General features: G+C 69.2%; 12 protein-coding genes and 1 pseudogene. 9 read left to right on the top strand and 4 right to left on the bottom strand.

What is annotated here, in order from left to right:
* Positions 1 to 416 precede the first annotated feature (416 nt).
* The 6 genes and pseudogenes from ACIBA9_RS29625 to ACIBA9_RS29600 all read left to right on the top strand — a co-directional run.
* A complete protein-coding gene (locus ACIBA9_RS29625) occupies positions 417 to 1,313 on the top strand; it encodes a TauD/TfdA dioxygenase family protein (protein ID WP_399367767.1) in 897 nt (298 codons plus the stop codon).
* Entirely contained in the window at positions 1,310 to 2,203 is an 894-nt protein-coding gene (locus tag ACIBA9_RS29620) for an ABC transporter permease (RefSeq protein ID WP_399367765.1), read from the top strand. The genes ACIBA9_RS29625 and ACIBA9_RS29620 overlap by 4 nt, the downstream gene beginning before the upstream one ends.
* Positions 2,200 to 2,931 carry an ABC transporter ATP-binding protein gene (locus ACIBA9_RS29615; RefSeq protein WP_399367763.1) on the top strand — a complete coding sequence of 244 codons (732 nt, stop codon included), beginning with the start codon at positions 2,200 to 2,202 and terminating at the stop codon, positions 2,929 to 2,931. The genes ACIBA9_RS29620 and ACIBA9_RS29615 overlap by 4 nt, the downstream gene beginning before the upstream one ends.
* A 45-nt stretch (positions 2,932 to 2,976) precedes the next feature.
* On the top strand, positions 2,977 to 4,032 hold the full coding sequence (locus tag ACIBA9_RS29610; protein ID WP_399367761.1) for an aliphatic sulfonate ABC transporter substrate-binding protein: 1,056 nt from the start codon (positions 2,977 to 2,979) through the stop codon (positions 4,030 to 4,032).
* Entirely contained in the window at positions 4,029 to 5,357 is a 1,329-nt protein-coding gene (locus tag ACIBA9_RS29605; protein WP_399367759.1) for an LLM class flavin-dependent oxidoreductase, read from the top strand. Before ACIBA9_RS29610 ends, ACIBA9_RS29605 begins: the two co-directional genes overlap by 4 nt.
* Before the next feature lie 126 nt (positions 5,358 to 5,483).
* A pseudogene (locus ACIBA9_RS29600) lies at positions 5,484 to 5,585 on the top strand (SAM-dependent methyltransferase); the annotation flags it as partial.
* 573 nt (positions 5,586 to 6,158) lie between these two features.
* Here the strand turns inward: ACIBA9_RS29600 and ACIBA9_RS29595 are convergent.
* Both ACIBA9_RS29595 and ACIBA9_RS29590 read right to left on the bottom strand, forming a co-directional pair.
* Positions 6,159 to 7,763, bottom strand: a complete 1,605-nt coding sequence (locus tag ACIBA9_RS29595) for a phospholipase D family protein (RefSeq protein ID WP_399367757.1) — start codon at positions 7,761 to 7,763, stop codon at positions 6,159 to 6,161.
* Positions 7,764 to 8,177: 414 nt separating this feature from the next.
* Complete coding sequence (locus ACIBA9_RS29590; protein WP_399367754.1) at positions 8,178 to 8,795, bottom strand: TetR/AcrR family transcriptional regulator; 618 nt, start codon at positions 8,793 to 8,795, stop codon at positions 8,178 to 8,180.
* A gap of 68 nt (positions 8,796 to 8,863) precedes the next feature.
* Between ACIBA9_RS29590 and ACIBA9_RS29585 the strand changes: the two genes are divergently transcribed.
* Both ACIBA9_RS29585 and ACIBA9_RS29580 read left to right on the top strand, forming a co-directional pair.
* On the top strand, positions 8,864 to 10,198 hold the full coding sequence (locus tag ACIBA9_RS29585; protein ID WP_399367752.1) for an alpha/beta fold hydrolase: 1,335 nt from the start codon (positions 8,864 to 8,866) through the stop codon (positions 10,196 to 10,198).
* A 465-nt stretch (positions 10,199 to 10,663) separates the two neighbouring features.
* Entirely contained in the window at positions 10,664 to 10,906 is a 243-nt protein-coding gene (locus ACIBA9_RS29580) for a hypothetical protein (protein WP_399367750.1), read from the top strand.
* On the opposite strand, the gene ACIBA9_RS29575 is transcribed toward ACIBA9_RS29580, so the two are convergent.
* Together ACIBA9_RS29575 and ACIBA9_RS29570 are read right to left on the bottom strand one after the other, a co-directional pair.
* The gene (locus tag ACIBA9_RS29575; protein ID WP_399367748.1) at positions 10,891 to 11,157 is read right to left on the bottom strand and encodes a DUF3761 domain-containing protein; all 267 of its coding nucleotides are present in this window, start codon (positions 11,155 to 11,157) and stop codon (positions 10,891 to 10,893) included. The two genes, ACIBA9_RS29580 and ACIBA9_RS29575, sit on opposite strands and share 16 nt — an antisense overlap.
* 71 nt (positions 11,158 to 11,228) lie before the next feature.
* Complete coding sequence (locus ACIBA9_RS29570; protein ID WP_399367746.1) at positions 11,229 to 11,963, bottom strand: calcium-binding protein; 735 nt, start codon at positions 11,961 to 11,963, stop codon at positions 11,229 to 11,231.
* Between the two features lie 547 nt (positions 11,964 to 12,510).
* Here ACIBA9_RS29570 and ACIBA9_RS29565 point away from each other — a divergent pair.
* Positions 12,511 to 12,927 carry a CbrC family protein gene (locus ACIBA9_RS29565; protein WP_399367744.1) on the top strand — a complete coding sequence of 139 codons (417 nt, stop codon included), beginning with the start codon at positions 12,511 to 12,513 and terminating at the stop codon, positions 12,925 to 12,927.
* Positions 12,928 to 13,041 lie beyond the last annotated feature (114 nt).

The following is a 13,041-nucleotide window of genomic DNA, read 5'->3' as shown; positions in this document are numbered from 1 at the left end:
CTCACCCGGCGGCGCCACATCGATCTGGCGCACGTCTCCAGCGCGTTTTGTTGTCGCTGACCCGGCACACGGCCCCCGGCACCGTCGTCCTGGCAGGCTGAGCGCCTGCCCGGCGCGTCCTCGCATCCGGTGACTCAGCAGCACTCCTCAGGCGGCCCGATCCGCCCGGCCACGCTTTCCCCCTGATCCCCGCCGTCCCAGGCTGCTCCCGCGCCGCGGACCGGCGAGCGGTCCTGCGCCGTGGCCGGCGGCGGCCGCTCCTCAGGCACGGATCGCGCCGGCCTGCCACGTGCTCCCTCGCCCGAGGCCCGAGCCGCACCCGCACCCGCACCCGCACCCGCACCCGCACGTCAACTCGCCACGCCACCCCTCAAGCACCTGGTGGTGCGCCCACCTACCTCCAGAAGGACTTCTCCATGCCTGTGTCCATCCGTAAGCTCACCGGCCGTATCGGCGCGGTCGTCGAGGGTGTCGACCTCACGGCGACGCCCGACCCCTCGACGGTCACAGCGCTGCGAGACGCCCTCGACGAGCACAAGGCGATCGTCTTCGACGACGCCGGCCTCGACAACGCCGGCCAGGAACGCGTCGCCGGCTGGTTCGGCGACCTCACCACCGCCCACCCGAACGTGCCGGCCGCCGACGGCACGGCGCACGTCCTCGCCGTCGACAGCGAGACGTCCAAGGCCAACGAGTGGCACACGGACGTCACCTTCGTCGTCAACCCGCCGCAGCTCACCACGCTCCGCTCCCTGGTGACCACGCCCTACGGCGGCGAGACGCTCATCGCCAACACCGCCGCGGCCTACCGCGACCTGCCCGCGCCGCTGCGGGCCCTCGCCGACTCGCTGCGCGTGGTGCACACCAACCAGTACGACTACGCGCGCCCCACCGCGACGACGACCCAACGCCAGCAGTACGACCGCGTGTTCGTCGCGACGCCGTACGAGGCCGAGCACCCGCTGGTGCGGGTACATCCGCTGACGGGCGAACGCGGCCTGTTCATCGGCGGGTTCGCCAAACGCATCGTGGGCCTGTCGCCCAGTGACTCGGCCGACCTGCTGCGCCTGTTCCAGTCGTACGTGACGCGTCCGGAGAACATCCTGCGCTGGAGCTGGTCCCCGAACCAGCTGCTGATCTTCGACAACCGGATCACCCAGCACTACGCGGTCGACAACTACGACGACCACCCGCGCCGCCTCAACCGGGTGACGGTCGCCGGAGAGGTACCGGTCGGCCCCGACGGCCACCGCAGCGAGCAACTGGTCGGCGACGCCTCGCACTACAGCAAGGTTTTGGCGGTGGCGGCGTGAGCGACGTCCGCATCCCGGCGCCGGCCCTGGCCAAGGCCCCGGACGCCCAGAGAGCGAAGGAACCCGAGCGCGAGGTGTTCGTACCGGACGGCGCCCGCCGCCGCACGCCGCTCACCACGCTCCGCGAGCGGCTGCGCTGGCCGCTGGGCATCTACACCACCCCCGCCGTGATCCTCCTCGCCTGGGAGGTGCTCGCCCGGGCGGGAGTGCTGCCGAAGACCAGCGCCCCGGCACCCACCTCGATCGTCTCCTCCGCGATCGACCTGTGGCAACAGGGCGTCCTGGGACCGGACGTGGCCATCTCGCTGCAGCGGGCCGGCACCGGTCTGGCGCTCGGCCTGACGGCCGGCATCGCCGCCGGGGTGCTCGGTGGACTGCTGCGCAGCGGCGAGTACCTGTTCAACGGGATCGTGCAGGTGTTCAACACGATCCCTCTCCTCGCGGTGCTGCCGCTGATGATCGTGTGGTTCGGCATCGACGAGCTCACGAAGGTATTGCTGATCTCCTTCGGGGCCGGAGTCCCGATGTACCTCAACCTGTTCGCCGCGATCCGCGCCGTCGACCAGCGCCTGATCGAGATGGCGCGCACCACGGGCGCCAGCCGGCTGCGGCTGGTGACGCGTGTGCTGGTGCCCGGAGCCCTGCCCGGCTTCCTCGTCGGCCTGCGCTTCTCCCTCGCCTACAGCGTCCTGGGCCTGGTCGCCGCCGAGACGGTCAACGCCGACAAGGGACTCGGCTTCCTCATCACCCAGGGGCAGACCTATCTGCAGACCAACCAGGTGTTCGTGGGGCTGGTGATCTACTCACTGCTCGGCCTGCTCGCCGACCAGTTCGTCCGGGCTCTGGAGCGGGTGCTGCTGCGGTGGCGGCCCAGTTATGAGGCGTCATGAGCAGCACGCCCCTCACACAGCCGCGCCGCCGCACCGGCGCCGTCGTCGAGCAGGTGGTCCGCCGCTTCGGTGACCGCCTCGTCCTGGACCACCTCGATCTCACCCTCGACGACGAGGAGTTGGTGATCCTGCTCGGCCCGTCCGGCTGCGGCAAGAGCACCCTGCTGCGGCTGCTCGCCGGACTCGACCGGCCCGACGCGGGGCGTGTCGAGGTCCCGGCGAAGCGGGCGATCGTCTTTCAGGCCGATCGCCTGCTGCCCTGGCAGCGCGTCCTGCGCAACGTCACCCTCGGCCTGCACGGCGCGGACGCCGAACAGCGGGCCCGCGACGTACTCGCGGAAGTCGGGCTCGCGGGCCGGGAGAAGGCATGGCCCAAGGAGCTCTCCGGCGGCGAGGCGCAACGTGTCTCCCTCGCCAGGGCCTTGGTCTCGGAACCCGAACTCGTCCTGCTCGACGAGCCGTTCGCGGCCCTGGACGCCATCACCCGGCTGCGTATGCACGACCTCGTGCGGGGACTGCGCACCAGGCACCACGCCGCCATGCTGCTCGTCACCCACGACGTCGACGAGGCGATCGCCCTCGCCGACCGCATCGTCGTCATGAGCGACGGCCGCATCGGCGCCTCCCACGAGGTCCACCTCAGCGCCCCGGACCGGCAAGCGAGCACCGCACGCGAAGACCTGCGCACCCGCCTCCTGCAAGACCTCGGTCTCGCCGGCCGGCACTGACCTCCCGCCAGCACCTCACCCCCAGCACAGAAGGCACGACATACCATGCATCACAGAACCAGCCGCGTCATCGGCGCCGCCGCATCACTCGCCCTCGCCGGTGTCCTGACCGGCTGCGGCTCGCAGTCGGACACCGCCGCACCGCTCAGCGACGCCGCCCAGGCGAGTGACGCCAAGCACCCCGAGTGGAGCAAGTACACCTTCACCGTCGGCGACAACGGCGGTGACGGCAGCGAGGCCCTGGCGAAGCTGACCGGTGTGTTCGACAACGCCCCCTACCACGTCAAGTTCGCCCGCTTCACCTTCGGTCCGCCGCTGGTGCAGGCCGCCGCCTCGGGCGACATCGACCTCGGCAGCGTCGGCGACGTCCCCCCGATCACCGGCGCCGCGAAGGAGTACGGCTTCAAGATCGTCGCCGTCAACCGCTCGCTCCGCCCCGATCAGGCAGCGGAGAACATCATCGTGCCCAAGGGGTCGAAGCTGAAGACGGCCGCCGACCTCAGGGGCAAGAAGATCGCCATTCCTCAGGGCAGTTCGGCCCACGGCCTGGCCCTGAACGCCCTCAAGAGCGTCGGCCTCACCCCCGAAGACGTGAAACTGGTCTTCCTCGACCCCGCGGCCGGCGCGACCGCGTTCAACACCGGCAAGGTGGACGCCTGGTCGATCTGGAACCCGCAGTCGGCGATCGCCGTCAAGAACGGCGCACGCGTCCTGGTCAAGGGCCTGCCGCCGATCGACCAGACCAGCAACTACTACATCGCCAACGACAAGCTCCTCAAGGACAAGACCCGGCGGGCGGCTCTCACCGACGTACTCCAGCGGCTCTCCCGGGAGTTCGCCTGGGCGGTGAAGAACCCCGACAAGTACGCACAGGCACTCTCCCAGGAACAGGGCATCCCGCTGGCCGACGCCAAGGCCGAACTGGCCGCCTACTCCAACCGGCTCACCCCCGTGGGACCCTCCGACATCGCACTCGAGCAGAAACTCGCCGACGCCTTCCGGGAAGCCGGGCAGATCACCAAGAAGGTCGACGTCAAGTCGATCACCGACAACCTCCTCCCGGCCGGCTACGACAGCTCCAAGCTGAAGGTCACCTCATGAGCACCCCACGCCGCCAACTCCACCTCAACGCGTTCCTCATGGAAGCGGGCCACCACGAAGCAGCCTGGCGGCTCCCGCACAGCAACCCCCGCGCGGACTTCGACCTCACGCACTGGATCGAGCTGGCCCGGCTGGCCGAGAACGCCAAGTTCGACTCCCTGTTCCTCGCGGACGGCCCCGCCCTCATCGGCACCGGCGAGTTCCGCCCCCCGGGCCAGCTCGAACCACTCACCCTGCTGACCGCCCTGTCCCAGGCGACCAGCAGGATCGGCCTCATCGCGACCGTCTCCTCCACCTACAACGAGCCCTACAACCTCGCCCGCCGCCTCGCCTCCGTCGACCACGTCAGCGGCGGCCGCGCCGGCTGGAACATCGTCACCTCCGCCGGAGCGGACGAAGCCGCCAACTTCGGCCTCGCCGACCGTCCCGGCCACGCCGAACGCTACGCCCGCGCCGACGAGTTCCTCCGCGTCGCCAAGGCCCTGTGGGACAGCTGGGAGTCCGAGGCCGTCATCGCCGACAGGGCCACGGGACGCTACGCCGACCCCGCACGACTGCACCGCCTCGACCACGACGGCACCCACTTCAAAGTGGCCGGCCCTCTCAACGTCGAACGCCCCCCACAGGGCCACCCGCTCCTCGTCCAGGCCGGCTCCTCACCGGACGGCAAGAACTTCGCGGCACGCCACGCCGAGGCCATCTTCACCGCCCACACGACATACGAGCGCGCCGCCGACTTCTACGCCGACATCAAGGCCCGCACGCGGGCCGCGGGACGCGATCCGGAGTCCGTCATCGTCCTGCCGGGCATCGTCCCCTACATCGGCTCCACCGAACAGGAAGCCCGCGCGCTCGCCCGGGACTTCGACGAGCTGCGCGTACCGGAGTACGGACTGCGGCAGCTGGCCGCCGTGTTCGAGACCGACCCTTCCGTCTTCGAACTCGACCGGCCCCTGCCCGACTTCATCCTCGCCCGGCCCAAGCTCGAAGGCGCACAGAGCCGCGCCGACCTGATCATCGACCTCGCGGTACGTGAACGGCTCACCGTCCGCCAGGTCATCTCCCGGCTCGGCGGCGGCCGCGGCCACTTCGAGTTCGTCGGTACGCCCGAGCAGATCGCGGACACGATCATCGCCTGGTTCGAAGGCGGTGCCGCCGACGGCTTCAACATCATGGCCCCCGCCCTGCCCTCGGGCCTGGCGGCCTTCGCCGAGCACGTCCTGCCGATCCTCCGCGGCAAGGGCCTGTTCCGCGAGGAGTACGAGGGCACGACCCTGCGCGAGCACCACGGGCTCCCCGTCCCGCCCAACCAGTTCCACGGCTGACCCACCCGCCCCACCGCCCTCCCTGGGCGGCGGGGGCCACGGCGACCGACCAGGCTTCTGCCGGGGAGTCGGTGGCTCCAGGCCGGCACGGTGACTGAGGAGCGCGAGCGGGTGTGGACGTCGGGAGTGTGGGCGGGCCACGGCGGTCCGGGGGCCCGGGCGCGGGCGCTGGAGACCGAGCGGGAGAACCCCCTGTTTCGCGACCCACTGGCCCGTGCCTTCGCCGCCGGCCTGTACTTGGCGATCTTCGCGGCGAGGATCCGCGCGGACTCGAAGCAGTAGTCGGTCTCCACGAACGGCGGCTGCACCCCGTCCTAGGACGCGGTGATGACTATGTCCGCCTGGGCGCCACCCCTGCCGGGGGTAGACCAGGCGCCGGTCGCGGGCAGCGCCACCTCGGTCGCGTAGGAGGCGATGACGTCCAGCCCGGCGGGGGCACGTCGACGGCGGCCTGCGCGGCGGCGCGGGCATCGACCGGCTCGCTGGCGATCTGGGACAGGTCCGGCTTCGGGCGCAGCAGCACGAGCTCGGCTTCGTTGACCGTCGTCGGGTGGGAGGCGCCGGTGCGGCCCGCGTCGTATCTCGGGGCGCTGTCTGGTGGGACCGGCCTACTTGCTGCACGGGCGACGCCCGAAGACGCCCTCGGAGGCCTGCAGCCGGAACGCCGTAGCCCGCGGGATGCCAACGGGCCGCTGCACCATCGTCTGCCACGGCTGCCAGTTGGACAGTCGCGTTCCCCCGCCAGGGGTTCTGGACCGGGGTGTGCCCGGCTCTCCTGCCTGGTCCACCTCCGGGACACTGTCAGAAGGCACCCCGCCGACGCAGGGAGCGCGGTCGGCCGTCTGGATCGGCGACGACCCGGTAGAGCGGGTCGGTCAGGGCCCGTGTGATGCGGGACAGATGCGGCGGGTGATAGGTGCGCAGCCGTCCCGGCGGTCGTGGCCCGTGACGGCCGCCGTCGTGCCACGCGTCCAGAGCGGCGGCCGAGTCGGCGTAGGCCGCGAAGGCGCGGTCCGGGTCGCAGAGTGCAGCCGCTTCCCCGTCCCCGTCGCGGTCAAGGTGTTCGAGATTCAACGACAACCGCAGCTCGCGCGCGAAGACACGGGCGCCGTCACCCAGGCCGCCGGGGTCCATCGGTTCACGGCGGTCACGGGTCTCGTCGAGGACAGCGCAGCTGAGTTCCGAATCGTGGGTCCAGGAGCGTCGGTTGACGTTGTCGGAACCGACCGAGGCCCAGACATCGTCGATGACACAGACCTTGGCATGGACGTACACGGGCGTCCCGGCGTGATTCTCGAGGCTGTAGACGGCCACCCGGTCACCGCCACCCCGTCGCAGGACTTCCAGGGCGCGGATCCGGCCCAGCAGATTCATCGGTGTGCTGATCCGCCCTTCTTGGTCCGGCAGTGGCGGCAGGACGGCGATCATCCGCAGGTCCGGTTGGTCTGCGAGAGCCTGAGCGAACGGCCGGGCGGCACTCTCCGACCACAAGTACTGGTCTTCTAGGTAGATCAGCCGGCGTGCCCGCCGCAGGGACTTGATGTAGGCGCGGGCGATGCTGCGTTCACCCTCGGGAGCGAAGGGATAGCCCCTGAGGCGGTTCGGGTAGGTGCGCAGGATCTGGACCGTGTGGGAACCGCGGGGTCCCGGGTCGGGTTGCTGTACCGGGAGCGGATCCGCCTTGGTGTCCTCGCCCCGGAGCGCCGCTCTCAGTCGGCTGCGCGGGCTGCGACTGAGCGGAGCCGGGTCCGTCCACCGCTCACGGAACGTGGCCTCGACATCGCCCACGGCGGGCCCGCGCACCGCCAGCTGGACGTCATGCCAGGGCGGACGGGAACCGTAGGCGTCGGCGATGCTTTGCGCCTGCGGGTCACCTTGATGGGCGGCGTCGTCCCGACGGCTGTGGCACAGATCGATCCCGCCGACGAAGGCGACGTCCCGCTCGGGCCGACCGGGGTGGCGCAGCACCACGAACTTCTGATGGTGCGAGCCACCCGGCCGCACCCGCATGTCGAGCAGGCACTCCCCTCCCGCCTCCTCGATCTCCTCCCCCAGGTGATAGTTCTCCTGTTCGCTGAACTGGAACCGATCCAGGTGCGAGCGCCACACCAGCCCCTTCACGACGACACCCCGGCGTGCGGCGTCGCACAACACGTCGCTGATAGCGCTGTTCGGACCATCCAGCAGCTCGTCAGGGTCACCGCGCCAGTCCGTGAACATCAATATGTCGCCGGCCCGCTGCGCCCGCACGGCCGCGAGCAGCTCGGCGAAGTACACCGCCCCGTGTACCAGGGGGCGGACGTCGTTGCCCGTGGACCACGCCGCACCGTCGGCATGACGGCGGTCCACGCGCGACGCGGGATTCCCCCGCTGAGCGGGGGTGAGCAGCCAGTCGTCACGTTCCACGTGGCAGCCCTTCCAGCCGACGGCCCTTCCGGGATCTCCTGGTAGATCCGTTACCCCCTGAGCGCGTGACCACGCTGTTCCTACTCCGCCAGTCGCCGCGGAGACCTGCCGATCCCCTCGAATAGTGGAGACCTTCCCGTGCAGCCAGCCCCTCACCGAGGCCGGCCCAGTAGTCGTGTCCGTAGTCGATCGGGCTCTGGAACCGCCGATGCCCTCAAGAAGTACGACGGCACGGCCGACGTCACCATCGAAGCCGTCAGCTGAGACCCAGCCGGCAACCACCGAGATCGGGTCTGTCCAGCTAAACGGTGTGACTCGGGTGGTGTGAGTTGGCGACGGCCGACGGGGAGTCGGCGCGTCTCTCTCGGTGTACGAGGTGATGTCACCGCTCAGGTGGTAGGGCGATTCCTCCTGTCAATGAGCGACGTCGGCTTGGCGAAGGCTGCGGAACACCGCCGGGGTCGCCCATCCGCGCAATGTGGCGTGCATAGCCGATCGGAATGCGGTTTCGGCGGTGGCGTCGTCGAGGGCCCCAGCCAGTTCGAGAGTCACCAGTCCGTGCAGGGTGGCCCAGATCGACAGGGCGATCGACGTTGCTTCGCCGACCAGGACGGACGCCTCCAGCGCGCGATCGATCGCTGCGAGGAGCGGAAGGATCGGGTCACTGGCACCGACCTCCCCCGACGGGTCGAAGGACTGCACACCACCGAACAGCACCGTGTACAGGTGGCTGTGTCCGCGCCCCCAACGACGGTAGGCGACGGCCAGCGCGTAGAGGTCGGCGAGAGGGTCAGCGGAGGTCTGCGCCGTCGACAGGTTTTGGAACAGGCCGGTGACGGCTCTGTCGCGCACTGCACCGATCAGCCCTTCCTTGCCACCGAACAAGGAGTACACCGCCGTAGTCGACGCCTCGGCAGCAGCGGCCACGGCGCGGACCGTGAGCGACTCCCGCGGACGGGTGGCGAGCATCTCGGTCGCGCACTCCACAAGCCGCTCTTTGACGGCTTCGTCGTTTGTTCTCGGCCTACCCACGACCAGCAGCCTACCCTCTCTGATAACGTCGTTTTGAAACAGCGTTCTGAAACTGTTGGAGGTCCGCCATGCCCACGTCCGCCATACGTCTCGTCCACTTCGCCGGGCGCTTACTGCTGGCCGTAGCTGCCGTCACGGTGCTGGTCGTCGTCTTTCTCGCGCTGATCGCTCTCACAGACGGGGCAGGCTCGGGGCTCGCCGCATGGTTGACGACCCTTGGAGTCGGGGCTGTCCTCGCGATGTGGCGGGGGCGGCGCCGCACTTGGCCAGGGCGGCTCGCGCCGTTCCTGCCGGTGGCTGTCGCGGCAGCATTGACGGCGTCGGTCTGCATCCCGACCGTGCCGACGGCCCGGCGGTACCCGCCCGCCCTGCCCTTCGTGACCACGCAACACTGGAGCCTGACCACCGGCAGCCGGGTCGCGGTGTACCACTACCCGCCCACGCACCACAGCCCTCGGCATCCCATCCCGCTCGTGTACCTCAACGGCGGACCGGTCCGCGGCATCTCGGTGCTCGACCACCGGTTCCTGCAACTCCTGGGGCGCCAGGGCTACGACGTCTACGCCTACGAACAAGCCGGCGGCGGACGCAGCAACTTGCTCCCCATGCGCCAGTACACGATCTCCAGAACGGTCAGCGACCTCGCCGCCTTCATCGACCGCCTGAACAAAGGCAAGGTAGACATCCTCGGTTTCTCCTCAGGCGGGGCCGTGCTCACCCGATCCCTGGCCGACCCGAGCGTCGCCGCACACCTGCACCGGGCGATCATCGCCGAGCCCGGTCCCATGGACGGCCCCACCGCACACATCACCGGGCACAAGGGCAGAAGATCCGCACGCGGCTTCGCGCCGGCCCCGAGCGGACGGCGATCGACGCACGTCCCCCGGTACGCCGTGGCATTCGGCCTCATGCGACTCGGACTCCTCAGCCCCGAAACCGGACTGATCGGACAGGCTGAAGGCGACAACGCCTTCGCCGCCGCCGACCTCGGCAGCGACACCGCATCCGCCTACTGCGCGCGCGACGCGCACCGCCTCCCCGCCGAGGACATCCCACGGAACTTCTCCTTCAGCCCCGCCGCCAGCCTCCGCATCCAGCAGACGGTCAAGGACTCACCGTCCATCGCGGCACAACTGAGGAAGTCCCGGACCCCCGCCATGCTGTTGATCGCCGAGTGCTCCTCCCAGATCCGTCAGTGGGAAACCACCGTCCTTGCCAACGACCCCGCCATCCAGCGCACCCAGTACCTGCCCGGAGTCGGACACCACATGTGGAACGGCCTCGACGACAACAACGACCGGGCCGCCGCTGTCATCACCGCGTTCCTTCAGGACAAGCCGGCACCCCTGCCGAACTACCCGACCCGCGAGGAGATCCCTGCCTTCCTGCGCGACCACAAGTGAAGACGTCGCAGCCCGACACAGGCACTGGATCTTGAATTCAGGGAGAGGAGTCCCGGGTGGGGACCTACGACTACTCGGCGGAGTTCCGGGCCGACGCGGTGGCGCCGGCCCGTTCGTCGGTCCGGCCCGTCTCACACATCGCCGCCGAGCTCGGCGTGAACCCCCGTTCGGCTCCCCTGGTGCCGTCGGGTAGCCCCGTCGCCCGACGGCGATGCCCTGTGCTCGGTTACGTCCGTGCTCTGAACGCAATTGACGGGGCCATGAGGGCCGGATCCTCTTGACGTCACGGATGAGGACCTGCGGTCCGCAGTGCGGTCGCTGCAACCGCTTCTATCCGAGGTGCGGCCGGGGTGGTTCAGCGTAGCCAGCTGATCGCTTCAGGATGATGTCCGCAGACGGCGGAGGCATATATCGAAGCCGCCCGCGAGTTAAGCCGCCCGCGAGTTCGCCGGTACCGAGCCACGGATGCCTGAGCTGTTCGTCGACGTCGCCGAACGGATCGTCGTCCGCGTCACCGCACTGCCCGGCACGGATGCGGGCGAGCCGTGCGCGGACACCCTCGCTCTGAAGGCCCTCGGGCTCGTCCTGGTCGCTCCCTGCGGATCCGCGCGCAGGCCGGGTCGGGCGCGGCGGACGGACGCCGGCCGCCTGCTGGTGTGCACAGCAGGCGGCCGGCGTCCGCGAAGGTGGATCTACTTGAACCAGTAGCGGACGCCGTGATGGTGGGAGCAGGTGCCCTGCGAGTGCCGCGAGTACGAGAGCGAGGCGTCCTTGCACTTGGCCGTCTCGTACTTGTCCTTGGGCTTCTTGTTGTGCGTCCAGCCGCATACCCCGGTGGTGTGGTGGACGCAGCGGTGCGCGGTGTTGGTCGACGGCAGCGTCGCCGCGGAAGCGGCCGGTGCGCTGAAGAAGACACCGGCGACGGCGGCCGCGGTTGCGGCAGCAAGACGAGCGCGCAAAAGGATCCCCCCTTGGGAAATCGAGCAAGTGAACGGGAGTTGATAGCGGGCCGGCGGCCCGGAGACTGGACTTAGCGCACGTCGACGTAGTCGCTGGTGGAGGTCTTGGCGCTGGTGGTCGTCGTGCCGGCGAAAGTCCATCGCCAGTAGCCGTCAGCGGAGGCGGTGACCGTGGTCTTCAACGCGCCGGTGCTGTTGGTCTTCACCGTCTTGACGTTCTTGTAGCTGCTGGAGCCCTTCTTGCGGAACTGCAGCGTGACCGACTGGCTGGTGTAGCCGTGGTACTTGTAGTCGTCCCAGCTTGCGCGCTGGAGGGTGCCCGTGACGGTGAGCGTCCTGCCTTTCGTCACCGGCTCGGGGGACGCATTCGTCGTGAGCCTGCTGGCGCGCTTGAGGCGGAAGCTGTCGATGCGCTCGTCCCATCGGTAGTCGCCGTCGATGGCATCCACCCAGGACCCGACGTACCAGGTTCCGGCGCGACTGTTGTCCAGGTCGACGCGGGGGTCGATGGTGAACGAGTGCGTGCAGGACGAGTCGGATTCGCAGACGGTCTTGTCGTTCTCGTACCCGGCACCTGGGCCGTCCAGGTCGGTGTCCGCAGACAACAGACCCGAGTCGTCGTAGGCGTCGATCTCCACGTCGAACGTCTTCGCATAGGTGGTGCCGATGATCACGCTGGAACCATTGTTGACGGTCACGCCGAGGATCTCGGTGTCGCCGTAGCCGCCGTCGGCGTACGCCGACGGAGCCACCATGCCGACGACTCCGAGCGCGGCGGCGACAGACAGCGCTATCCGTCTACCCATGTGGTGATTCTCCTTCTCTCAGCAACGGCACGCCTGGCCGGCCGTGTTCGCGGTCAGAGCCGTGAACACCGGGAGCGGCGCGGCGGCGTGATCGTTACGCCCATGCGGAATCGCGTGTAGCTCCTTGCAGGCAACACGTAAAGATTGTGTGAAGCAATCTTGGGAGTGGAGTGAATCAGAAGTAGATGCCCGGGGCAAGCGTGGGGTGCAAGTAGGCGGCGGTACGCCGGATATCTGACGCGACGCCAATCACTCGACGCTCCTCGGAGGCATCGGCATCGCTCTGGAAAGTCGACATCTCATCGCTGATGTGGACCGGGCTGGGGGCAGCGGGGCAACCGGACCGCTGCCAGGACGCGGCGGCGCCACGGCTCCCCTGTAAAGCCAGCAGCCCGACTCGTCATGTGCAGCATGCTGAGGCACCACGCGTGGACCCACACCATCCTGCTGCTCCCCCAAATCACCTCCGATGCCCCGGCCGACCACGGGGCTGCGTCCTCCCGACGACTTCGCTGACTGTTCGTGTCGATTGCTACGGTTATGGGCTGTGACTGAGCTGCTTCCTGAGTTCCCGTACCATCCCGACCCCGTTGCCACGGGCGTGATCGCGCCCTCGGACACGGCCTGCACCTGCTGTGGGCGGGAACGCGGGTATGTCTACAAGGGCCCGGTCTACGCCGCCGACGAGCTCGGGGGCCGACTGTGTCCGTGGTGCATCGCGGACGGCAGCGCCGCCGAACGGTTCGACGCTCACTTCACGGCGGGAACATGCCTGGGCGACGACGTCCCCCTTGAGGTCTTCGCGGCGGTGGACCGGCACACTCCGGGCTTCATCGCGTGGCAGGAACCCCAATGGTTCTTCCACTGCGGCGACGGCGCCGCGTTCCTGGGCCCGGCCGGGGCCGCCGAACTAGCCGCCTGTCCCGAGGCACTGGAGATGCTGCGACGGGAAGTCAACGGCTGAGGCTGGCCGTCGGAACAGGTTGAGAAGCCGTATCTCAACCGATCATGGAACGTGGAGGTCGAACAGGTTTCCCGCACGAGTGATCTCCGGACGGCTGGCGCATGAAGGCAGGGC

This window comes from Streptomyces sp. NPDC051452 (genome assembly GCF_044454765.1).
Lineage (GTDB): Bacteria > Actinomycetota > Actinomycetes > Streptomycetales > Streptomycetaceae > Streptomyces.
This window is presented reverse-complemented; position numbering and strand designations above follow the sequence as displayed.

Coding starts and splice junctions, on each gene's coding strand:
- ACIBA9_RS29610 (WP_399367761.1), top strand. CDS start 2,977: ATGCATCACAGAACCAGCCGCGTCATCGGCGCCGCCGCATCACTCGCC.
- ACIBA9_RS29580 (WP_399367750.1), top strand. CDS start 10,664: ATGCCTGAGCTGTTCGTCGACGTCGCCGAACGGATCGTCGTCCGCGTC.
- ACIBA9_RS29605 (WP_399367759.1), top strand. CDS start 4,029: ATGAGCACCCCACGCCGCCAACTCCACCTCAACGCGTTCCTCATGGAA.
- ACIBA9_RS29585 (WP_399367752.1), top strand. CDS start 8,864: ATGCCCACGTCCGCCATACGTCTCGTCCACTTCGCCGGGCGCTTACTG.
- ACIBA9_RS29615 (WP_399367763.1), top strand. CDS start 2,200: ATGAGCAGCACGCCCCTCACACAGCCGCGCCGCCGCACCGGCGCCGTC.
- ACIBA9_RS29570 (WP_399367746.1), bottom strand. CDS start 11,963: ATGGGTAGACGGATAGCGCTGTCTGTCGCCGCCGCGCTCGGAGTCGTC.
- ACIBA9_RS29625 (WP_399367767.1), top strand. CDS start 417: ATGCCTGTGTCCATCCGTAAGCTCACCGGCCGTATCGGCGCGGTCGTC.